Raw genomic sequence first — 21,453 nt, 5'->3', positions numbered from 1 at the left:
TTACAGCGTGGTGATGGTCGCCTGCTGCTCTTGCAACTTCACTTTGCCTTCTTTGCAGGACGCCAGACGATCGCGCTCTTTAGCAACCACCGCTTCCGGCGCGCGCGCCACGAAACCTGCGTTGGCCAGTTTGCCTTCGATCGAGGTAATTTCCGCATCCAGCTTGCTCATCTCTTTCGCCAGACGCGCGATCTCGGCCTCTTTGTCGATAAAGCCAGCCATTGGGATCAGTAGTTCGGCACCCTCTATCAGCTTGGTGATGGAGAGCGGGCCTTTCTCACCAACTGGCAGCAGCGCGATGGACGCCAGACGCGCCAGACGTGCGATAAAGCTCTGGTTTTGCTGTATGCGGAGTTGGGCGTCGGCATCGGCATTGCGTAGCAGTACCGCTAGCGGTTTGCTCGGCGCGATGTTCATTTCGGCACGGATGTTGCGTACCGCAGTGATCGTCTGTTTGATCCACTCCAGATCGTTCAGCGCCTGCGTATCTTCCAGCGCGGCGTTATACTCTGGGAACGGTTGTAGCATGATGCTTCCGTTTTGATCAGCGCCCGTGGTGGTGCTGGTCAGCGGCTTCACGCGCTGCCAGAGAGTCTCTGTAATGAATGGAATTATCGGATGCGCCAGGCGCAGCAGCGCTTCCAGTACGCTAATCAGTGTGTGGCGGGTGCCGCGCTGTTCCGCTTCGCTGCCGTTACTCACTACCGGTTTGGTTAGCTCCAGGTACCAGTCACAGAACTGGTTCCAGGTGAAGTCGTACAGGATGTTGGCTGCCAGGTCGAAACGATAGGTATCCAGCGCTTCGCGATAGGCTTTCACCGTGCGGTTGAATTCGGCCAGTATCCAGCGATCCGCCAGCGACAGCACTTTCTCACCGCCGTTGAAACCGCAATCATGCTGTTCGGTGTTGATCAGCACAAAACGGCTGGCGTTCCACAGTTTGTTGCAGAAGTTACGGTAGCCTTCCAGGCGCTTCATATCCCAATTGATATCGCGGCCAGTGGAGGCCAGCGCCGCCAGAGTGAAGCGCAGGGCGTCGGTACCATGTGGCTCGATGCCGTTTGGGAATTGCTTCTCGGTGCGCTTGCGGATCTTCTCTGCCAACTGCGGCTGCATCATATTGCCGGTGCGTTTTTCCAGTAGAGCTTCCAGCGAGATGCCATCGACCATGTCCAGCGGATCGATCACGTTGCCCTTGGACTTGGACATCTTTTGGCCTTCGTCGTCACGGATCAGGCCAGTCATATAGACGGTGTTAAATGGCACCTGGGGTTTGCCGTTTTCATCTTTGATGAAGTGCATGGTCAGCATGATCATGCGTGCGATCCAGAAGAAGATAATGTCGAAGCCGCTAACCATCACGCTGGTCGGGTGGAAGGTTTTCAACGCATCAGTCTGCTCTGGCCAGCCCAAGGTGGAGAAAGTCCACAGGCCGGAAGAGAACCAGGTGTCCAGTACGTCTTCGTCCTGAGTCAACACCAGGTCGGCAGCTAGGTTATACTCGCGTCGCACCTCTTCTTCGCTGCGACCTACATAGACTTTTCCGTTCACGTCGTACCACGCTGGGATGCGATGACCCCACCATAGCTGACGTGAGATGCACCAGTCCTGAATGTCACGCATCCAACTGAAGTACATGTTTTCGTACTGTTTCGGCACAAACTGGATTTCGCCTTGTTCGACCGCTTCCACCGCCACTTTCGCCAGCGGGGCGGTGCGCACATACCATTGGTCGGTCAGCATCGGTTCGATCACCACGCCGCTGCGGTCACCGTAAGGTACCGTTAGATCGTGCGGTTTGATCTCATCTAGCAGGCCCAGTTGGTCGAAAGCCGCGACCACTGCTTTACGCGCCGCAAAGCGCTCTATGCCGTGGTATTCGGCCGGGATCGCGTTGCTGTAATCGGTACAAACCTCGCCCAAAGTGTTGAATACTTCCGCTTCTTGACGGATAGCACCGTCGAAAGTCAAGATGTTAATCATTGGCAGGCCGTGACGTTTACCGACTTCATAGTCGTTGAAGTCATGCGCTGGGGTGATCTTCACACAGCCAGTGCCTTTTTCCATATCGGCGTGCTCGTCGCCGACGATGCGGATGCGGCGGCCCACCAGCGGCAGAATGATTTCTTTGCCGATCAAATCTTTGTAGCGCGGATCTTCTGGATTGACAGCCACACCGGTATCACCCAGCAGGGTTTCCGGACGGGTAGTGGCCACCACCAGGTAATCTTTGCCCTCAGCGGTTTTAGCGCCGTTGGCCAGCGGATAGCGCAGGTACCACATGGAGCCTTTGGACTCGCGGTTCTCCACTTCTAGATCGGAGATGGCAGTGCGTAGTTTTGGATCCCAGTTCACCAGGCGTTTGCCTCGGTAGATCAAGTCTTCTTGGTACAAACGCACAAACACTTCGCGCACTGCATTCGACAGGCCATCGTCCATGGTGAAGCGCTCGCGCTCCCAATCTACGGAGTTGCCTAAGCGGCGCATCTGACGGGTGATGGTGCCGCCGGATCCCGCCTTCCACTGCCAGATTTTGTCGATGAAGGCATCGCGGCCATAGTCGTGGCGGGTTTTGCCTTCTTCTGCAGCGATTTTGCGCTCTACCACCATCTGAGTGGCGATGCCGGCATGGTCGGTGCCAGCTTGCCACAAGGTGTTTTTACCCTGCATACGCTGGTAGCGGATCAGGGTATCCATGATGGTCTGCTGGAACGCGTGGCCCATGTGCAGGCTACCGGTGACGTTCGGCGGGGGGATCATGATGCAGAAGCTTTCTTGGCTGGTGTCGCCATTCGGCTTGAAGTAACCCTGATGTTCCCAATGATCGTACAGCTTCTGTTCGATCTCTTTCGGGTCGTATGCGGTGTCGAACTGACTGTTTGTGTTTTCCATTTTATATCGTTGTTCAGTGAGTGGGCGGCATAGCCGTAGTCAAATGGAAGCCGACGCTGCGATAGGCTTTATAACGGTCGCGCGCCAACTGTTTCAGGGTGTCTTCGTAAGGAACGAAGTCTACCACTTGATGGAAAGCAGTAGCAAAATCTGCAAACTGTGGTTGCAAAGCGATCAGTAGATCGCGCGGGGCATTGCCGCGTTTGCCGGGCCAGCACAGCTCCACTGGAGCGCCTGAGTTTGGCCCTTCGCCGGCCAGATTGTGCGGCACGAACGTATGCGGTTCGCGCTGCCATAGCGCTTCGTCCAGCCGCTGGGCCTGTTCTTGGCTCTCACAGGCGATCAACAGCCGTTTGCCGGAACGCCAACGTTCGGCGGCAACGGCGCAGGCCACGGCCTCATGCGCGCTGAGCGTCCCTGTCGGTCGATCATGTTCGAGCAAATAGAACGTCGCCTGTTTCATCATCTGATTCACCGCTACCAATAAAAAATAGGGCACAACATGTTGGTTGCACCCTTCATGGGGCGGGGTGGAGAAGCCCACCCCTGTGCTGCTGAGAAGATTATATACCCGATAGGTTTTAAGTGTCAGCCAGGTGGCAAGTTCCTGGGGTGGACGTACGCAGCCAACAACGCTGCGGCTTGAAAGATGAAGGATATTTTAATCGTCGCCATCTAGCCCCGCTCTGTTCAATAAGAATTGAGACAGTAAGGCCACCGGCCGGCCGGTGGCCCCTTTAGCCTTGCCGGAACGCCAGGCTGTGCCAGCGATATCCAGGTGCGCCCAGGTGTACTTGCGGGTAAAGCGCGACAGGAAGCAGGCTGCGGTGATGGCCCCGCCTGGCCGGCCGCCGATGTTCGCCATATCGGCGAAGTTAGAGTCCAACTGCTCGTAGTATTCGTCGAGCATCGGCAAGCGCCAAGCGCGGTCGCCGGCCTGTTCAGCGGCACCGAGCAACTCGTGCGCCAGTGGGTTGTGGTTAGACATCAGACCAGTGATGTGGTGGCCCAGCGCGATCACGCAGGCACCGGTCAGGGTGGCGATGTCGATCACCAGTTCAGGATCGAAGCGCTCAACGTAGGTCAGGGTGTCACACAGCACCAGACGGCCTTCAGCATCAGTGTTAAGCACCTCGACGGTCTGGCCGGACATGGTAGTTAGCACATCGCCCGGACGATAGGCGCGGGCACCTGGCATGTTTTCACAGCCAGCCAGTACGCCGACTACGTTCAGCGGCAGGTTCAATTCTGCAACGACACGCATTACTCCGTACACGGTGGCAGCACCGCACATGTCGTATTTCATCTCGTCCATGTTTTCGGCGGGTTTGATCGAGATGCCGCCGGAATCGAAGGTCAGCCCTTTGCCAACTAACACGATCGGCTTCGCGTCCGGGGTAGGGTTCCCCCTATATTCCATCACCGACATCAATGATTCGTTCTGCGAACCTGCGCCCACCGCCAGATAGGCATGCATCCCCAGCTCTTTCATCTGCTGTTCGCCAATAACGCGGGTGGTGATATGTGTGCTGAAGGCATCCGCCAGTTGACGCGCCTGTGAGGCCAGGTAACCGGCGTTGCATATGTTCGGCGGCATGTTGCCGAGATCTTTGGCCGCCTTGATGCCCGAGGCCACCGCCAGACCGTGCTGGATGGCGCGTTCGCCGCTGGTGAGTTCACGGCGGGTCGGCACATTGAACACCATCTTGCGGAGTGGGCGGCGTAGCTCCACCTTATTGCTCTTCAACTGATCGAAGGTGTAAAGCGTTTCTTTGGCGGTTTCCACCGCCTGGCGCACATTCCAGTAAGTGTTGCGGCCTTTTACATGCAGCTCAGTCAGGAAGCAGACCGCTTCCATTGAACCGGTATCGTTAAGGGTATTGATGGTTTTCTGAATCACCTGTTTGTACTGGCGTTCATCAAGCTCGCGCTCTTTGCCACAGCCGATTAGCAGGATGCGTTCGGAGAGAATATTAGGCACATGGTGCAGCAGTAATGTCTGCCCGACTTTGCCTTCCAGTTCGCCACGGCGCAACAAAGCGCTGATATAACCATCACTGATTTTGTCGAGTTGTTCCGCGATAGGGGACAAGCGGCGCGGTTCGAAAACGCCGACGATAATACAGGCACTGCGCTGTTTCTCTGGGCTACCGCTTTTTACACTGAACTCCATGTACTCTCCTGAATCTTAAAGACAAAGGCAAAAGCTACGGCTAGAATGACCCGTTCCGTAACAATCTCCCGCCATATTGTGTTAATTACTATGTTAACCTGGACGGTATAAACTGCTCTATTTTGGCGACGACTATAAGTAAGCTTCTATAGGACACCCAAACGGCTTGATGTTGTAATACTATTTTAGCTGTGAAAGGTTGCCATTATGATGAGAATAAATGGCAGATTAACGATGAAGCTATCGATTTTCCTGCAAAAAGACAAGTTTTCACAGGCGTAATAAGCGTGATCATCATAAGATATCTGGTTCGGGAAACGCTAAAGAGCCAAATCGCCATTCTGTTCATCTTGCTTCTGATCTTCTTTTGTCAGAACCTGGTGAGGGTACTAGGCGATGTGGTAGATGGCGATGTTCCAACAAACTTAGTACTTTCTCTGTTGTTATTGGGTGTGCCGAAGATGGCGCAGCTAATTCTTCCCTTAAGTTTGTTTCTTGGCCTGTTGATGACCTTTGGGCGGTTGTATACCGAAAGCGAAATCACCGTTATGCATGCTTGCGGGTTGGGCAAACGTACTTTGATTATCGCCGCGATGATACTGGCGATCCTCACTTCTGCTGTGGCTGCGGTGAACGTGTTCTGGGCCAACCCCATAGCCTCTAGCTACCAAGACGTGGTGGTGAGCGAAGCGAAGGCTAACCCAAGCATTGCCGGGCTGGTAGAAGGACAGTTCAAGCCCTCGCAGGACGGCAATGCGGTGGTATTCATCGGCAACGTGAACGGCAGCACCTTCAACAACGTGTTCCTGGCGCAACTGAGGACGAACGGTACTCAGCGCCCTTCCGTGGTAGTAGCCGAACACGGCAACATCAACCCACAGAAGGATGGGTCGCAGGTGGTGACGCTCGACAAGGGCACCCGCTTCGAGGGCACCGCACTGCTGCGTGATTTCCGCATTACTGATTTCAATAATTACAAGGCAGTGATTGGACATAGGGCGGTAGCGGTGAATAACACCCAGTCTGAACAGATGTCGATGAAAACCCTGTGGCAGTCTGACGATCCGGATGCGCGCGCCGAATTACACTGGCGTCTGACGCTGGTGGTCTCCGTGGTGCTGATGGCGCTGCTGGTAGTACCGCTCAGTGTGGTAAACCCGCGACAGGGCCGTGTACTGAGCATGCTGCCGGCCATCCTGCTGTATTTAATTTTCTTCCTACTGCAAACTGCGCTGCGTTCCAATGCTGGCAAGGGCAAGCTGGACCCGATTATCTGGCTGTGGGGGGTTAACGTTGCCTACTTTGCCATCGCGCTGGCATTGAATTTGTGGGATACCGTGCCGATGCGCAAGCTGCGTGCACGCCTGAGAGGAGCAGCCTGATGTTTGGTGTACTGGATCGATATATCGGTAAAACGATTTTCAACACCATCATCATGACGTTATTCATGCTGGTGTCGCTGTCTGGCATCATCAAATTTGTTGACCAACTGCGCAGAGTAGGGCAAGGCGACTATACGGTACTGGGCGCGGGGATGTTTACCCTGCTCAGCGTGCCGAAAGACATTGAGATTTTCTTCCCAATGGCGGCGCTGCTGGGCGCGCTGCTTGGCCTGGGTCAGTTGGCGACGCGCAGTGAACTGGTGGTGATGCAGGCTTCTGGTTTTACCCGTATGCAGATCGCCGGCTCAGTGATGAAAACCGCTATCCCGCTGGTAGTGCTGACCATGGCGATCGGCGAATGGGTGGCACCGCAGGGCGACCAAATGGCGCACGATTTCCGGGCGCAACAGATGTACGGTGGTTCGTTGCTTTCCACCAAGAGCGGGCTGTGGGCGAAAGATGGTAACGATTTTATCTACATTGAACGCGTTTCCGGCGAGAAAGAGCTTGCTGGCGTGAACATCTACCACTTCAACGACCGGCGCAGGCTGGAAACAGTACGCTACGCGGCTACCGCCAGCTTTGAAGACGGCGTGTGGAAGCTTTCGCAGGTGGATACCTCCGATTTGACCAACGAGGAGCAGGTGACCGGCACTCAGACGCTGACCGGTGAATGGAAAACCAATTTAACCCCAGAGAAACTGGGGGTAGTGGCTCTGGATCCCACCTCGCTCTCCATCAAGGGGCTACACAACTACGTGAAGTACCTGAAGCAGAGCGGCCAGGAAGCCAACCGCTACCAACTGAACATGTGGAACAAAATCTTCTCGCCGCTTTCCGTGGCGGTGATGATGCTGATGGCACTATCGTTCATCTTTGGCCCGCTGCGTAGCGCGCCAATGGGCATCCGCGTGGTGACTGGTATCAGCTTTGGTTTCTTGTTCTATGTGTTGGATCAGATCTTCGGCCAACTTAGCCTAGTGTACAACATGCCGCCGGTGCTGGGCGCACTGCTGCCTAGCATGATGTTCCTACTGATCAGCATGTATATGCTGCTGAAACGCAAGTAGCGGCGCTACAGACGAAGAAGGGGAAGGTGTGTTGGGCTGTGCCTTCTTGTGGTGTTTGCCAGCCCAATTGCGTTGGAGAGATACCCGATTAGCCTGACGGTGGCGAAGGACTAATGAATCGCAAAGGTCTTTTGGTGAGTGGGTGCTTGAAGAAAGTGTGGATCATAACTGTGCCCTGACAAACCGGAACCTAATAGGCATCATCCTCGGTTGGTGACGCCAGCAACTGATCGCAAAGGCTATCCCATCAAGAACTGGGGCTAAATTGGGTAGGGAAAGCGATCGGCCTTACCCTGGGAGTCTGTGCGTTATCTTGCATTTAGGATAAGGTGCGCTGACCGCCATACAGAAAATAGCAAAGGGCATGGTAGGGGACCACGAAAATCGCCTCCCATCACGATTTTGGGCAGTGAATGGGGATAACAGGGTGCCTTTGTCATCGTGTTGCTGACAGCAGAGTGCCAAAGTGAACTTGCCGACGTTTTTTTCAACACTTAACTCATTGAACAACGGATAAGTGTTGCGCCCGGATCGCGGGAAGGTATAATGCACCCGTTTTCCGCATACTACTTCAGTGCCGAAGTGGCGAAATCGGTAGACGCAGTTGATTCAAAATCAACCGTAGAAATACGTGCCGGTTCGAGTCCGGCCTTCGGCACCATTAACACTTCTTTTGACGTTTCCTGAAGTCTACAAATCCAGAAAAAATCCTTAAAAACAAGCAGGTTACCGTATTTCATGGTCTTTGTTGGTCTCTTGTGGTCTACCCTCTTTTGGGGGCATAATCGGGGGCATGTCAATTCGATCAGGATTTGTGCCCCCAAAATGAAACTCAATGCTCGCCAGATAGAGACCGCAAAGCCGAAAGAGAAAGCCTATAAAATGGCTGATGGAGGCGGCTTGTATCTTGAAGTCTCCCCAAAAGGTTCCAAGTATTGGCGCATGAAATATCGCCGCCCATCTGACAAAAAGGAAGATCGGCTCGCTTTTGGTGTATACCCGACGATCACTTTGGCTGAGGCTCGGGGTAAGCGTGATGCAGCAAAGAAATTGTTGTCTCAGGGCATTGACCCCAAAGCTGAGCAAAAGGGGGCACAAGCTGAAATTGAGGGGGCATATTTATTTGAAACTATCACAAGGCAATGGCACGCAAGTAACCTAACTTGGAGCGAAGATCATAGCCGTCGCGTTCTGCTGACGCTTGAGCAGTATATTTTCCCCTCGATAGGTCAAATTGACGCCAGAACGTTGAGAACCAGCCAGCTTCTCAATCCGATCAAAGCTGTTGATGCGGCAGGTAAACATGATGTTGCGCAGCGACTGATGCAGCGCGTAACCGCAATTATGCGTTTCGGTGTGCAGAATGACCTTCTTGAATCAAATCCTGCCAGTGATATGGCTGGAGCGCTTTTAAGCGTTAAGGCAACCCATCACCCAGCACTACCCCCAAAAAGAATCCCTGAGTTTCTTGAAAGACTATCACGCTATAAAGGGCGACTAATGACACGGCTTGCCGTTGAATTAACGCTACTCACATTTATTCGTTCAAGTGAGATGCGTTTTGCTCGCTGGAGTGAGGTTAACTTTGAACGAAGCGAGTGGACGATACCCGGAATTCGTAAACCTATTCCCGGCGTAAAACACTCTGAGCGTGGGATGAAGATGAAAACTGAACATATTGTTCCGCTTAGCAAACAAGCATTTGATATTTTTAAACGTTTACATGCCTTGAGCGGTAAAGGCGAGGTTATATTTCCCAGCGTTCATGATCCTAAAAAAGTAATGAGTGAAAATACTGTAAATAGCGCCTTACGTGTAATGGGATATGATACGAAGACAGAAGTATGTGGGCATGGTTTTAGAACTATGGCGCGTGGTGCGCTAAGTGAGTCGAAACTATGGAATGATGATGCCATTGAAAGACAGCTAAGTCACGTTGAACGAAAAAACGTGAAAGGTTCATATATGCATACTTCTGAATATCTTGAAGAAAGAAGATTAATGCTGCAATGGTGGGCTGATTACATTGATGCTAACAAGAATGGATCTATCACACCATATGATTTTGCGCGTGTGCATGGAAAATAATTACCATTGTGGTACTGAGGAGAGATTCAAATGAATAACACTCAATCTGATAATAATTTGTTTTATTTTAATAGGTTAACGTACATTACGCCGCACGAAGTGGCGCTTGCTATGAATGGTTTTGACTATGATAACGAAAATGATGAATTGACTGATATTCAATTAAAAGAGGTTATTCGGTTAAGAAAGGCAATAACCAGAAATCTACAATTGATTAATGAATATAAAAACATATCCGCCACGCAAAAAGTGGAGGCGAATTTAGTATTAACTGCCGCTTATATCTTTCAGAGGGAAGATATTGTACCTCCTGAAATTAAGGAAAGAATTGAGAACGCATTGCAACAACAAGTAAAAAATAAAGATTGGGGCGATATTTTAATGATGCTAGGAGGAAGTGAATTATATGAAGTTGGTAAAAAGTTAAGGAGTAATGGCAGAGGGCAGTACAGAAAAGATGATGAGGATAATTATAGTTGTAAATTAATTTACTTACTAATTGAGTTGCTTAAGAAACATGGAAAGGGAAATTATAGCGATAATAGTGTTATATATAATGATATTGTTTCTTTTTGTAATGAGAATGAGATTCTATTGAAAGGAGTTAAAAAAGCTACGTTCTATAAGAAAATAAAGCTGGGGAAAGACATTATAAAATACGGAGAGTGAATTTATTATTACTATCTGTATATCTCTCATTAGAAGGGGCTACAAGAGGCTCTAAGGGGCTATAGGGGGTAATACAGTGTAATACTGTGGTAATCCCTGAGTAATATGAATCGATAAAACGCAATAATACCTTCTAACGTATGATTTGTTTGTGCTGCAATGCTATCTATATGAATTTTATTGATTTTATTTTGTTGTGCGTTTTCCTCTTCTCGTGTTCTTTCATATGAACATTATTTCTTTTTTCAGTAGAAACTATCACGTTTCAATAGAATCAGCGTTTGTATTAATAGATTCCATTATCACTAGAATCACTTTTTTTCAGTGTTTAAAGTCACCGTGAACTTAAGTAGAACACGGAGTAACAAGATGGAATATGCAAACAACCTTTCAGATAATCAGACTCTTATTTCAGCAAAAGAGGTGTTAAGACGCGTTCAGCGTAGCAAGGCATGGCTTTACAAACAGCTTTCAAATAATACATTTCCCCGCCCAGTAAAAATAGGAACTCGTGCAATTTCATTTGTTGAAAGCGAAGTCGATCACTGGATTCAAGAGCAAATATATGCCTCTCGTGGTGAACGGCATGAAAATCACTAATAAAAAAGCCCGACATATTGAGTTTGTGGGCTTAAAAATATTGTCGCTTACTGAAATTAGCATGGAGCCTGAGAGAACGTCTGTTAGCTTCTCTATTCAGCCTCCTTGCTCTGGCTTAACTTTCCTGCGCTGGCGGCGTTTGATCTCACTTTGCATGGATGTAATGATGAATTGTGACGTACTTTCGTCCTCTTCTTTCACCATTTCCATCGCTTCAACTACGTCATGTGGCACTCGTGCCTTTAAGGCTTGTGATTTAGCATTCTTTGTACCGGTAGCCATTACTGAATCTCCGTATGTTTGGTGGGCCACAGTATACACGGGAAAAGAACAAAGAAAAGCATTGACGTGGGCCACACCTAATATTTATAGTGGGCCACACCTTGAGTGTTCTAGGGTGAAAAAGGCGAAGCCCGGCAGTGCAGCAACACTAACCGGGCCTCTGACCAATCCGCTGTATGAGGAAACGAAGATGGCTAAAAAGAAGTGTACCTGGTTATTTGCTGCGATCAACCGCAGTCAACGCAATGCCCGTCCTGTGATGTTAAGGATCACCGCAGATAACGAGCGCTCAGCGCGGCGCAGACTGGCCCCGGACTACGTGCTGAGCTTTGCCGGTCGCATTCCCTGCGGAGGTGAACATGCGTAATTATCCGCAACCCGGCGAACGCTGGCAGCATGAACGTGGCTGGACCATCACAATCATCCGATTAATTGAAGCCTCGCCCTCCGTAGCGCTGGTTAATCCTGAATTCAGCTGTGAAGTGCTGATACGTCATGACAGCGACAACCAGCTTTCTTCCTGCCCTCTGGCATGGTTTGAACAGCGGTATACGCGCCTGTTTGATGCGCCGCTCTTTAAACCTTCGCCAGCTCCGAAGGGCGGTAGTGGCTCTCTGACACTACATCCGTCTGTGGTATTTACCCGTTGGCGGGAGCGCAGCATACGGCGTTCTGCTGAACCTGACGACAGTCACTATTCAAAGTTTCTCTGACAAAACACCGCTGAAAACGGAGTAATCCACGATGAATTTTTCAAACGGGCACAACAGTGCTCAGGGCCACACTTTGCCTGAAAAACACAATACCGGTGCTTTTGCCTATGGATTGTCAGAGGACGGTTTCGGAAAGCTGACTCGCGCAAGAAATGCCTGCGACATGCTCCAGCTTCTCTTTTCTGAATACCCGTCTCAGGGCGGAACGCTGGATGCAGGCTGTGCGCCAGGCATTGCCGCGCTGATGGAGTACCTGCGGGCAGATTTGACGGATATTGCACACAGTTGCGAACTGATTGAAGGAGGCACCCAATGAACCAGCCGCAGGTTTCTATTTTTCCGGCAGAAATGACCACCGCGCTGTACCGGAGGGCGATTGCTTCGGCATGGCGGCAGAAAATGCTGACCGAAACCGGCAGCGATCGGTGTGTAGTGGCACACTGAATTTGGCCACCTGAACAGAGGTGATATGCTCACCTCAGGACATTACAGGTGCTTCAATGAAAAAAAGAAATTTCAGTGCAGAGTTCAAACGCGAATCCGCTCAACTGGTCGTTGACCAGAACTACACCGTGGCAGATGCAGCCAGTGCTATGGATGTCGGCCTTTCCACAATGACGCGATGGGTGAAGCAGTTGCGTGATGAGCGGCAGGGAAAAATACCTAAAGCCTCTCCCATTACTCCTGAACAAATTGAAATACGTGAGCTGAGGAAAAAAATACAACGTATTGAAATGGAAAACGAAATATTAAAAAAGGCTACCGCGCTCTTGATGTCAGACTCCCTGAACAGTTCTCGATAATCGGGAAACTCAGAGCGCATTATCCGGTGGTCACACTCTGCCACGTGTTCGGGGTTCATCGCAGCAGCTACAAATACTGGAAAAACCGTCCTGAAAAACCAGATGGCAGACGAGCTGTATTACGCAGCCAGGTACTGGAACTGCATAGCGTCAGCCATGGCTCTGCTGGCGCAAGGAGTATCGCAACTATGGCAACCATGAAGGGCTTCAGGATGGGACGATGGCTCGCCGGCAGGCTCATGAAAGAGCTGGGGCTGGTCAGTTGTCAACAGCCCACTCATCGGTATAAATGCGGTGGCCTTGAACACATCGCTATCCCGAATCACCTTGAGCGGCAGTTCGCAGTGACAGAGCCTAATCAGGTGTGGTGTGGCGATGTGACCTATATCTGGACAGGCAGGCGCTGGGCCTACCTCGCCGTTGTTCTCGACCTGTTCGCGAGAAAACCGGTGGGCTGGGCAATGTCGTTCTCACCGGACAGCAGGCTGACCATCAAAGCGCTGGAGATGGCGTGGGAGGCCCGGGGAAAACCAGCCGGAGTGATGTTCCACAGCGATCAGGGCAGCCATTACACAAGCAGACAGTTCCGGCAGTCACTGTGGAGGTATCGGATCAGACAGAGTATGAGTCGGCGTGGAAACTGCTGGGATAATAGCCCAATGGAGCGCTTCTTCAGGAGTCTGAAGAACGAATGGGTACCGGTGACGGGTTACATAAACTTCAGCGATGCAGCCCACGCAATAACGGACTATATCGTTGGGTATTACAGCGCGCTCAGGCCGCATGAATATAACGGTGGGTTACCACCAAACGAATCGGAAAATCGATACTGGAAAAACTCTAACGCGGTGGCCAGTTTTAGTTGACCACTACAATATGACTTTGGCTCGTGACCACCCGAAGGCGTTTCTCACAGGTCACTCGTATCATCCTGATACTGGAAACATTGGCTGGCTGTCGTTGACAGCGGGTATGCGTGGTTAAAAATACGGCAAAATTATGTCGTCTTCAAGTACTTTGCACTAGTGAGAAAAGAGAGTAACCTAGCACCAGGTGCTATAGTTAAGGTTACAGGATGTTAGCCTGATGCGAGTATTCAAAACTAAATGGTTCAGTAAGGCGGCTAAATCGCACGCAATTAAAGATAGTGAGTTATGCCAGGCTATTGAGGCGGCGATGCAAGGTAAGGCTGACGATCTCGGTGGGGAAGTTTACAAGAAGCGGCTGAACCAGAATCGCGATCGCGCCATTATCCTGGCGAAAGGTGGGGAGCACTGGTTTTACACGTTTCTGTATGCCAAACAGGATATGGCAAACATTGATAATCGCGAACTGGCCGGATTCCGCGAGTTAGCAAAGCATTACGCTGCCCTTGCTGATGAAAAGATTACGGCACTGATTAAGAGTAAAGAATTGGTGGAGATTTGCCATGACTGTAAAAAGTAAATTCAAGAGTCCTGCATTTGAGGCCATCCACAGCGCGGCTGCTGGATTATTCAGCGTCGATGCTATCCCACAGGAAACGATGCGCAACTTTGATAAAGCGTGCCTTAATAATGTGGACAATCTGCAACCTGTTGAGATTAAGGCATTGCGCGAGAAGCTGAACGTCAGCCAGCCGGTTTTTGCCAGCTACCTGAATACCAGTGTGTCAACGGTGCAGAAATGGGAAAGCGGCGTAAAGCGCCCTGGTGGCCTGGCGCTGAAACTGCTTACTGTGGTGCAGAAGCATGGGTTGAAGGTGCTGGTTTGATTTATTGGGCTGGTCAATTTAGAAGATATATTTGAGGTATATTGACGGGCTGTTTAGGGATAGGCTCGCCAGAATCGCTGGTCAGAAACCCATGCCGGACGGGTATGGCGCGATATGGAACGTAATATTTTGCTAGCATTCCCGCCAGAAATTCACATCCATAAAATAACAAGTATCTTAATGAAGTAGTAATAATTCGGATTACAATATGGGAGTTATAGACAATAGAGGTACTGCATGCAGCATATCTCCCCGCATTTTCTGCTGCCTTAGTGCATTATGCTTTTCTAAAATCAACAGATAGCTATGAAAATTAGAATGTACCTTATTTTTTAATAATTCAGGCAAGAACTTTAACTGTAGATCTGGGAACATAGCAGGAGAGGATTTTTTTATCATCACATCTTGTGAAGGTAATAACATAAAGCTATAACCTTCCTTCATCGCAATACTGACCCCCTTCGGGTCAAAATCGCCAAAATAGATCGCTGCTTTCCCCTTTTTTCAACCAGCAACGCTTCAATGCAACAGCCCCCTTGCTATATTTCCGATCGCCACGGTAAATAATCAGGGGAGAGTGGAAATTACATTGTGAATAATTAAAAAGCGCCAGATGGTAGAAACAATCCTGATTCTCCACCACGATAAGAACATCAAACTGCGTCAGCGTAATATTACGCCAATCCGTATCAACAACCTCAACACTCATCCCCAACGTATTGACTAAAGGCTGATTAAGACGGAGCAGTACCCGATGCTGCTGTGGTCGAATTCCCGCCGTTTTAATCTCCTGATCGCTTAACTGCGCACTCTCAATACGATTTTGTGTGCTAATATCGTCACGAAAATTTGCCTGTTTGAGACGCTGCTGAGCCTCTGAAATCTTATTCAGCAACGCCATTGTAAAAATGAAATCAGGCAGCAACAAACTGTTAGCTGGGATCAAATCCAGCGCAGTACACCAACGCAAAACCTGAATCACGATTTTACCGTCGGTATTTTTCTTCTCGCAATTTTTCGCTTTCAGGCGATGATCAAGTTTTTTCAGCCAGACGAGCGCGTTATACGATAACGATTCTGCTTCAGTCATTTTACCCTCACGCCAATACTCACATCCAATATAATACGCAGATCATTTACTGGGCTGGCCTGACGCTCATCACTGCGCAGCCAAAAACGCGGCTTATCCGCTAACGGCAATGATTGATATTCCGTAATAACCTGGTAAAGCCATATCTCACTGTCCCAGTTCAGATGATTTTCCGTCAGATAATGCAGCGCACTCACCGGCCCGGATTGCCCGGCAGCGAAAACATAAAAATCCTCAACGTCCATTTTAAGCGCAACCTGACGAGCAGCGACCTCCTCATCAATGGGAGGTATTACTGAGCCCGCACTTTTTGGCACAGGCGGAGGTATAACCGATGCCCGAGGCAAAGCGAGCAACATCTCCGCCATCATCTGTCGATACACGGGTCTGTCGAGCGAAATGGAGGCTTGTAGTGAAAGTGAAGTCGCAATATTGAATACATCCGGCACTTCCCGGCGTTCCGGGTAGCTGGCGGGTTGATACTGTGGATGCTGACGCAAAAAAGCAGCCATATTTGCCACTAATAATGTGCGTGACTGCTGTTGGCGAAATTTAGCCATTAGATCCACCAGACGCTGCTGAACGGCCAGTAATGAACTATGGTGAAGACTTACACGCAACTGTAACTGACTCACTAATAATTTACGTAGTGAGCTATTATTTTCAGCAAACTCTATCAATTCATGGAAAACGATCAAATCCAGTCCATCAAGCAACCGACGAACCTGGTTTTGCGCCCGCGCATTCTCATTAATTTTTTCATTCAGACTGCTGACGAAACCAAAATCATTATTCAGACGGTGCCAGAGGCTGTCGATGGCCTCTTCAAACTGTCCGCTGAGATCGTGAACGAGCTCAGTCAATCTCTGCATTTGCCGTTCAGCAATACTATAATCACCTTTATAATAAGCATCGCGCCAGGCCTGCACCTTATTGCGGATTTGTTCCAGCTTTTCTGCCACATCTGCATTAATCTGCCGTCGGCTCTCATCAGCAACCATGCTGGCGATGAGTTCGCTCACCAGCGGGCGTAGCATCAGTGGCTGTTGCTCATCAGGACGCCATACAATACGCGCTGCAATCAACTTTTTTAATGTCTGGTCGCTAAAAGCCGTTTCATCAATAAACCCATCGACATAACCCTTCATTAAGGCGTGATGGTGTTTTCCCAACAATGCCAATCGGTCAGCACCGTTTTTAAACAGACTGGATATCGGAGAAATCTCCTGCGACATTACAGAAGTTCCTGCTGAACAGGCGGTGTGTCTTCAACCGGTATATGCTCTTCATCACGGATAAAGCGGATCACGTCAATCAAATAATCAACTTTCCCCGTGGCAATAAATATCTGCTGCTCGGCGTTAGGTTGTCTGACATAGCCGTGCTCTTTCAAACGCCGAAAAATTTGTTTGAGCTGAAGATCAATGGAATCACTTCGACAATTGAAAAAACGAACGCTGGAAAGCTGATTCAGACGCTGCTGCAGGCCCTGATTATCCTCTACACGCGTCATGATTTCCGACAACCTGATATAGTCGCCAGCTGTCAGCGAACTCTCCCGCCCTTGCGTCTCCTGTATGAGTTGTAACCACTCAAGCAGAGGTAGCAGAGAAGAGATGATGTCCTTAAACTGATTCATAAGCTGGCTGCGGGTATCGCGATTCATCTCACAAAAGCCCGCGTAATAGACTGTTTGCGTCTCATTACTGACAATTCTGTAGTTAAGAGGGCGCAAATAGTTATCCATCGCTTGCCGGGTACTATCATCCTGTAAATGACGATAAGCATCCGGGTCGTTGATACGGCAAATAAATTCCCCTGTCAGCAGCCTTTTGATTAAAGGACCATATTCCAGCATTACATTGCCTCCTGTTCCATCTGCGCTAGTCGGGCAGCCAGGCGGCTCACTTTCGGCTGGATCCTTTTCAGCCTGCGCTGAGTTGGCTCAAGCTGATCGGCATCAAGCAAATAACGGTGCTTAAACAGCATTAACACATCAGACTCCGCATTTGGAAAAGCGCCTACAATCACAATATTATTATGGCTACAGGCAATAAATAATTTCTCTACATTGTGGTAGGCCAGCGTGCCGATTTCATCAATAGGCCAGTGAATAACGGCGTCTGATTTGCCTCTTAACAAACACGTGAACGCCAAAAGATACTTGCACAAGATCAGATAGGCCATACCGTGGCTTGACGCTTCCAGTAGTTGGCGATCGTTTTTGATAACAATATTTTCCCCACCTTCATTAAGGTGAAGTTCGAGATTTAATAACGATTCCATAGTGAAACGCTCATCGGCATGAAGCAGTTCAACCACATCCATAAGGGCATTCAAATAGCTTTCGGGAGGTAGTTGCTGACCAGACAAGCGCCAGTCACTATAGTTTTTAGCAAAGCGCTTTAATGGTTTCCAGAATCGTAATTGGTCGATGGTCGATAAAATGCGAACTTCTGATTTATTGATACCTTCCAGTTGCAAATCGTCGGTAACCGCATCGCTCAAGCGCCGACTTTGTTGCGAAATCCGGCGATTGATATCACTGAAAACATCAAAGAATTTTTTCAGATCGCCACCGATATTTTCCCCCATCTCTAGCAATTGCTGCTGTTTATCTTTAAGAAGTTGTAGTAGTTTCTCGAGTATTGGCAACTGCAGCCGGGTCCTTGAAGGATCGGGTAATTTATCTATCTCAGAGTCCAATAATTCAAGGAAAGTAGGGTCAGCATCCTGATTAAAGCGTGACTTAAACTCATTCAGTTTGCTCTCCAGCGTACGGGTCAAGCTGGCGTGTTGCTCCAGCATATCGCTGGTACGCGACATCCGTTCATTAATATCAGCGGCGGAATCAATATAAGCTGGAACAATTTCGGCCAGCGGCAGAGGCAATAATCGGGCCAACAATACCTTTAACTGACTAACAAGCTCACCGGCCTGACGCATCAGCGTATCATAGTGTTTTCTCTCATCATTAAGCCTGTCTTTTTTATTCTGATACTCCGCTTTTAACTGACGTTCAGACTGCAACAGCTCACGCTTCTGCTGAGAGAGTTCTCCTTCCTGCTTCTGTTTCTCAGGCCGCAACTGCTCCCAGTCAAGTTTGATAAAACGCTGCCATTCGGTCAGCTCATCCCGACGCTCTTCAACCGCCTGAATATCTTTTTTAAGCGTTTCAATGCGCTCCCGCAGTATTTTGACTTCGTGGGGATCAATTCCTTTCTTCGCTAAATCAGCGTCCAGAGCCTGCTGGAATATTCTTATCTGTTCTTCTATATCGGCACGTTTTTTGTTTATCTGCCGGGACAGTTCTTCCACCTTCTCATCAATTTGCTGCTGTTCACTTTGAAGGTCGACATTCCATTGCAGCGTTTGCGCATTATGTTCGTCCGTTAACGCGCGGAGATCTTGTTCTTTCTGTTGCGTTAATTCGGTATGCGCTTTTTCTAATGCGCTTAAGCGGGCGCGTTTTTCCTGCCGACGTTCTTGCTCCAGCGCCCCATGCTCTGCGATCAAACGAGTACGAGCATCACGGGCATAGCTGACTTCCTGATTTTGGCGTTGATATTGTCTTTCACACTCGTCCGCTTGCGATTGCAGGTGCTTGACGTTCTGGTGGTGCTCCTGAAAGCTGGCTTCTGCCATTTTCTTCGCTTCTTCAGCATGCGCCCTGATTTGCTCTGCCTTATCAAGACTGTGTCGAATTGAAGCTTCATCCTGCGCAAAATCGGGCATATCCAGTACGCTTAATTCCAGTTGCAGGCCGTACAGTGATTCCGACAGTTCCCTAAGATCAGGCTGCAAGTCCTTACGTTCCAGCAGGTTTTCATTCAGAACCTTGCCCAAATTCTGCTCCCAGCCCTCGTAACGTGAACGCAAGAAGTGGCGTAATGTCCCCTGTTCAGGATCCAACTGGCGATGCAGTTGCAGCAATTGTTCCTCAGCCTGATGCAGGCCGGCGCGGACATCGTGCAGTTGCTTTTCTGCGCTATCTTGCTGTTTACGGGCCTCGGACAGTTTTTCTGCGCATTTTGTCGTCGATCGCCCAGTTGCAATGAACACTCCTGAGCTTGCTCAATGCGCAGCTCTGCAATCTGGCGCTCTTCATGCTCTTCAGCGGTTAACTGGGAATGTTTAAGCTCAATGCTAACAGCTGTTTGATCGCGTGAAATAATCTCCAGTTGTTCACCGTAGTGGTTTTCCTGCTGTTGTTTTCGCTCTTCAAAGCGCTGCCTAAATATCTCTTTCTGGCTGTCAAATTTATCCCTGACTACCTCTTTTTCCCGCTGACAATCCTGAATTTTTTGCTGCGTCAGCCGATCCTGACGGTAAAAACTGTCTTTTAGTTTTGCTTTGTGCTGTTCAAATTCTCGGGAAAGTTCACCGACTTGATCCTGCATAAGCTGGTATTGCTCACTTTGCGCTAAAAGCGCCTCCCGCCACTGGGGCAATTCGTCCATGTACGTCTGCAAAAGGCGGATATCTTTACGTTCATAACGATCGTTCTCTTCCTGAACATGCTCCAACCATGCCTGAACCGTTTTTAATTCACTTTGCGTTTTACTTAATTGATCGTTCAGTTCGCGACTCTGTTGATTAAAGCAATCATCTAATTGGATAAGCTCTCCCCGTCGCTGAATAAGTTGTTGTTCTGCATCCGCCTTTGTCTGCTTCTGAATTTGTTCATCATTTCTTAACAGAGGGTGGAGCGCAGCTAACTGCGCCTCCGTATCATCCAGTTTCATCCCCAGGCGCTGTAAGAGTCCAAACTCCTGCTGCAATTTATCGTAACGCAGCGACTGGCGCATTTTTTGGATCCATTCCCGCGCAAAGCCGCTTTTTACTTTGGTTTGAGGGAGAGTAACGCCATCATCGGCAAAAATCGCCGCCAGCATAGTTTTGAGTGTTTCCATTTTGCCTTCACCGGCATGAACAGCGCTCACTAATTTCTCAATATGTCTGAGCTTATAGTTACCACCCACCAGACTAAACGATGCCGCCAAACGACGTAACCGTATCGTCTCCGTCGAATTAACGCGTAATGACGCTACATCATTCTGAATGATGCTGCGGTACTCCGTAGTTGAACCTATTTTGGCTGAAACTGAGACGTCATCCCGGTTGCGCATCTGGGCAGACCATTCGTTATAACTCAACCCTTTCGCGCCATCTTCCGTATAGCGGAGGAAAAAATCAGGATGATAAGGCGCGCTAACAAAACGATATTCAACGCCTCCCTCATTGTTACCCGTCAAAACAACCTGACAATTGTCACCCGTTTCTCGCTGGTATTCATAAATGATATAGCTATTGCTACAGGGGAGATAAAACTCGTCGAATTTCTTCCGCGTTCTTGGTACGACTTTATTAGGCTGTTCGCCGTAGAAAACAGGAACAAGGCGCTGAAGCGTCGTTTTTCCAGAAGCATTTGTTCCACAAATATTGGTATGTTGATCCAGTTGAATTTCAACAACACCAGGCAAGTGAGTATGTATAAGAATGATACGAAGCAGTTGTGACATGATACCTCCCTGAACATAAAACAACCTCTGAATAGTACACCCAAAAATATTTTTAAACATTGGGTTATTTCACAACTAGATCAAGATATAGGTGGAATGACCTGCTTCTTCTTGATTAATACACGACGAAGCAATATCCATTTCTCTCACTAAGCTGGCTATAAAAGATATAAACCTCTTATGCATTTGTTAGGCCGCTGGCGAGCGGTGCCGCCTGCTGAAAATAACACCTAGCGTTTATTATGTCTCACTCCAGCAGCGTATTGATGTAGCGCCCCCGCATTTGCGTTCAAGTTCGAGTTGGTCGAGGCTGTGCAAGGGGCAGAACATTGAGTTTTCTGATGCGTCGGAATGGTTGTGCTGTCGGGCGTTGGTTGGTCCGGCAATTGAAGCAGGAATGTGGGCGGACTGTGCAC

Annotated in this window: 19 protein-coding genes, 1 tRNA gene and 2 pseudogenes; 13 read left to right on the top strand and 9 right to left on the bottom strand. The window is 49.3% G+C overall.

Features of this window, described 5'->3' with window-relative positions; all coding sequences use genetic code 11:
• The 3 genes from SYMBAF_RS15525 to pepA all read right to left on the bottom strand — a co-directional run bounded on the left by SYMBAF_RS15525 (nucleotide 1) and on the right by pepA (nucleotide 5,065).
• The gene (locus SYMBAF_RS15525) at nucleotides 1-2,892 is read right to left on the bottom strand and encodes a valine--tRNA ligase (protein WP_040263849.1); all 2,892 of its coding nucleotides are present in this window, start codon (nucleotides 2,890-2,892) and stop codon (nucleotides 1-3) included.
• A gap of 13 nt (nucleotides 2,893-2,905) precedes the next feature.
• Entirely contained in the window at nucleotides 2,906-3,355 is a 450-nt protein-coding gene (locus SYMBAF_RS15520) for a DNA polymerase III subunit chi (protein WP_037388430.1), read from the bottom strand.
• Nucleotides 3,356-3,553: 198 nt separating this feature from the next.
• Entirely contained in the window at nucleotides 3,554-5,065 is a 1,512-nt protein-coding gene (gene pepA / locus SYMBAF_RS15515) for a leucyl aminopeptidase (RefSeq protein WP_040263847.1), read from the bottom strand.
• Between the two features lie 287 nt (nucleotides 5,066-5,352).
• Between pepA and lptF the strand changes: the two genes are divergently transcribed.
• From lptF to SYMBAF_RS15485, 6 genes are all read left to right on the top strand, one after another.
• Nucleotides 5,353-6,447 carry an LPS export ABC transporter permease LptF gene (gene lptF / locus SYMBAF_RS15510; RefSeq protein ID WP_040263845.1) on the top strand — a complete coding sequence of 365 codons (1,095 nt, stop codon included), beginning with the start codon at nucleotides 5,353-5,355 and terminating at the stop codon, nucleotides 6,445-6,447.
• A complete protein-coding gene (lptG, locus tag SYMBAF_RS15505) occupies nucleotides 6,447-7,517 on the top strand; it encodes an LPS export ABC transporter permease LptG (protein WP_040263844.1) in 1,071 nt (356 codons plus the stop codon). Before lptF ends, lptG begins: the two co-directional genes overlap by 1 nt.
• 576 nt (nucleotides 7,518-8,093) lie before the next feature.
• Nucleotides 8,094-8,178 (top strand) — tRNA-Leu (locus SYMBAF_RS15500).
• Nucleotides 8,179-8,342: 164 nt separating this feature from the next.
• A complete protein-coding gene (locus SYMBAF_RS15495; RefSeq protein WP_040263933.1) occupies nucleotides 8,343-9,605 on the top strand; it encodes a tyrosine-type recombinase/integrase in 1,263 nt (420 codons plus the stop codon).
• Nucleotides 9,606-9,635: 30 nt separating this feature from the next.
• Nucleotides 9,636-10,274 carry a hypothetical protein gene (locus tag SYMBAF_RS15490; RefSeq protein WP_040263842.1) on the top strand — a complete coding sequence of 213 codons (639 nt, stop codon included), beginning with the start codon at nucleotides 9,636-9,638 and terminating at the stop codon, nucleotides 10,272-10,274.
• A gap of 369 nt (nucleotides 10,275-10,643) precedes the next feature.
• Nucleotides 10,644-10,874, top strand: coding sequence for a helix-turn-helix transcriptional regulator (locus SYMBAF_RS15485; protein ID WP_001670042.1), 231 nt, complete (start codon nucleotides 10,644-10,646; stop codon nucleotides 10,872-10,874).
• A gap of 96 nt (nucleotides 10,875-10,970) precedes the next feature.
• Here the strand turns inward: SYMBAF_RS15485 and SYMBAF_RS17970 are convergent, their stop codons facing one another.
• On the bottom strand, nucleotides 10,971-11,156 hold the full coding sequence (locus tag SYMBAF_RS17970) for a YlcI/YnfO family protein (protein ID WP_000190569.1): 186 nt from the start codon (nucleotides 11,154-11,156) through the stop codon (nucleotides 10,971-10,973).
• A 190-nt stretch (nucleotides 11,157-11,346) separates the two neighbouring features.
• On the opposite strand from SYMBAF_RS17970, the gene SYMBAF_RS18225 reads away from it, so the two are divergent.
• The 7 genes and pseudogenes from SYMBAF_RS18225 to SYMBAF_RS15455 all read left to right on the top strand — a co-directional run bounded on the left by SYMBAF_RS18225 (nucleotide 11,347) and on the right by SYMBAF_RS15455 (nucleotide 14,425).
• Nucleotides 11,347-11,523: a host cell division inhibitor Icd-like protein gene (locus tag SYMBAF_RS18225; RefSeq protein WP_023226410.1), complete on the top strand. Its 177-nt coding sequence runs from the start codon at nucleotides 11,347-11,349 to the stop codon at nucleotides 11,521-11,523.
• Nucleotides 11,516-11,869, top strand: coding sequence for a hypothetical protein (locus SYMBAF_RS15475; RefSeq protein ID WP_001247001.1), 354 nt, complete (start codon nucleotides 11,516-11,518; stop codon nucleotides 11,867-11,869). The genes SYMBAF_RS18225 and SYMBAF_RS15475 overlap by 8 nt, the downstream gene beginning before the upstream one ends.
• Before the next feature lie 31 nt (nucleotides 11,870-11,900).
• Complete coding sequence (locus tag SYMBAF_RS15470) at nucleotides 11,901-12,185, top strand: hypothetical protein (protein WP_001011721.1); 285 nt, start codon at nucleotides 11,901-11,903, stop codon at nucleotides 12,183-12,185.
• Nucleotides 12,182-12,295 (top strand): annotated as a pseudogene (locus SYMBAF_RS18125) (DUF5375 family protein); the annotation flags it as partial. The gene SYMBAF_RS15470 and the pseudogene SYMBAF_RS18125, both read left to right, overlap by 4 nt.
• 74 nt (nucleotides 12,296-12,369) lie before the next feature.
• A protein-coding gene (locus tag SYMBAF_RS15465; protein ID WP_152609001.1) for an IS3 family transposase occupies nucleotides 12,370-13,538 on the top strand; the annotation gives its coding sequence in 2 pieces (ribosomal slippage) (nucleotides 12,370-12,619 and nucleotides 12,619-13,538; 1,170 coding nt in all).
• Between the two features lie 220 nt (nucleotides 13,539-13,758).
• Nucleotides 13,759-14,118 carry a type II toxin-antitoxin system RelE/ParE family toxin gene (locus tag SYMBAF_RS15460; RefSeq protein WP_040263835.1) on the top strand — a complete coding sequence of 120 codons (360 nt, stop codon included), beginning with the start codon at nucleotides 13,759-13,761 and terminating at the stop codon, nucleotides 14,116-14,118.
• Nucleotides 14,102-14,425 carry a helix-turn-helix domain-containing protein gene (locus SYMBAF_RS15455; protein ID WP_040263833.1) on the top strand — a complete coding sequence of 108 codons (324 nt, stop codon included), beginning with the start codon at nucleotides 14,102-14,104 and terminating at the stop codon, nucleotides 14,423-14,425. The genes SYMBAF_RS15460 and SYMBAF_RS15455 overlap by 17 nt, the downstream gene beginning before the upstream one ends.
• Nucleotides 14,426-14,626: 201 nt before the next feature.
• On the opposite strand, the gene SYMBAF_RS17960 is transcribed toward SYMBAF_RS15455, so the two are convergent.
• The 5 genes and pseudogenes from SYMBAF_RS17960 to SYMBAF_RS15435 all read right to left on the bottom strand — a co-directional run bounded on the left by SYMBAF_RS17960 (nucleotide 14,627) and on the right by SYMBAF_RS15435 (nucleotide 21,037).
• Complete coding sequence (locus SYMBAF_RS17960; RefSeq protein WP_237162893.1) at nucleotides 14,627-14,869, bottom strand: hypothetical protein; 243 nt, start codon at nucleotides 14,867-14,869, stop codon at nucleotides 14,627-14,629.
• Nucleotides 14,870-14,891: 22 nt separating this feature from the next.
• Entirely contained in the window at nucleotides 14,892-15,515 is a 624-nt protein-coding gene (locus SYMBAF_RS15450) for a DUF7281 domain-containing protein (RefSeq protein WP_237162891.1), read from the bottom strand.
• Complete coding sequence (locus SYMBAF_RS15445) at nucleotides 15,512-16,750, bottom strand: hypothetical protein (protein ID WP_040263831.1); 1,239 nt, start codon at nucleotides 16,748-16,750, stop codon at nucleotides 15,512-15,514. Before SYMBAF_RS15445 ends, SYMBAF_RS15450 begins: the two co-directional genes overlap by 4 nt.
• Nucleotides 16,750-17,373, bottom strand: a complete 624-nt coding sequence (locus tag SYMBAF_RS15440) for a condensin complex protein MksE (RefSeq protein WP_040263829.1) — start codon at nucleotides 17,371-17,373, stop codon at nucleotides 16,750-16,752. The genes SYMBAF_RS15445 and SYMBAF_RS15440 overlap by 1 nt, the downstream gene beginning before the upstream one ends.
• Nucleotides 17,373-21,037, bottom strand: a pseudogene (locus tag SYMBAF_RS15435) (ATP-binding protein). Before SYMBAF_RS15435 ends, SYMBAF_RS15440 begins: the two are co-directional and overlap by 1 nt.
• Between the last annotated feature and the right edge of the window lie 416 nt (nucleotides 21,038-21,453).

The sequence above is a fragment of the Serratia symbiotica genome (genome assembly GCF_000821185.2).
GTDB lineage: Bacteria > Pseudomonadota > Gammaproteobacteria > Enterobacterales > Enterobacteriaceae > Serratia > Serratia symbiotica.
Note: the sequence above shows the minus strand (reverse complement) of the source record. Positions and strands in the feature narration are given on the sequence as shown.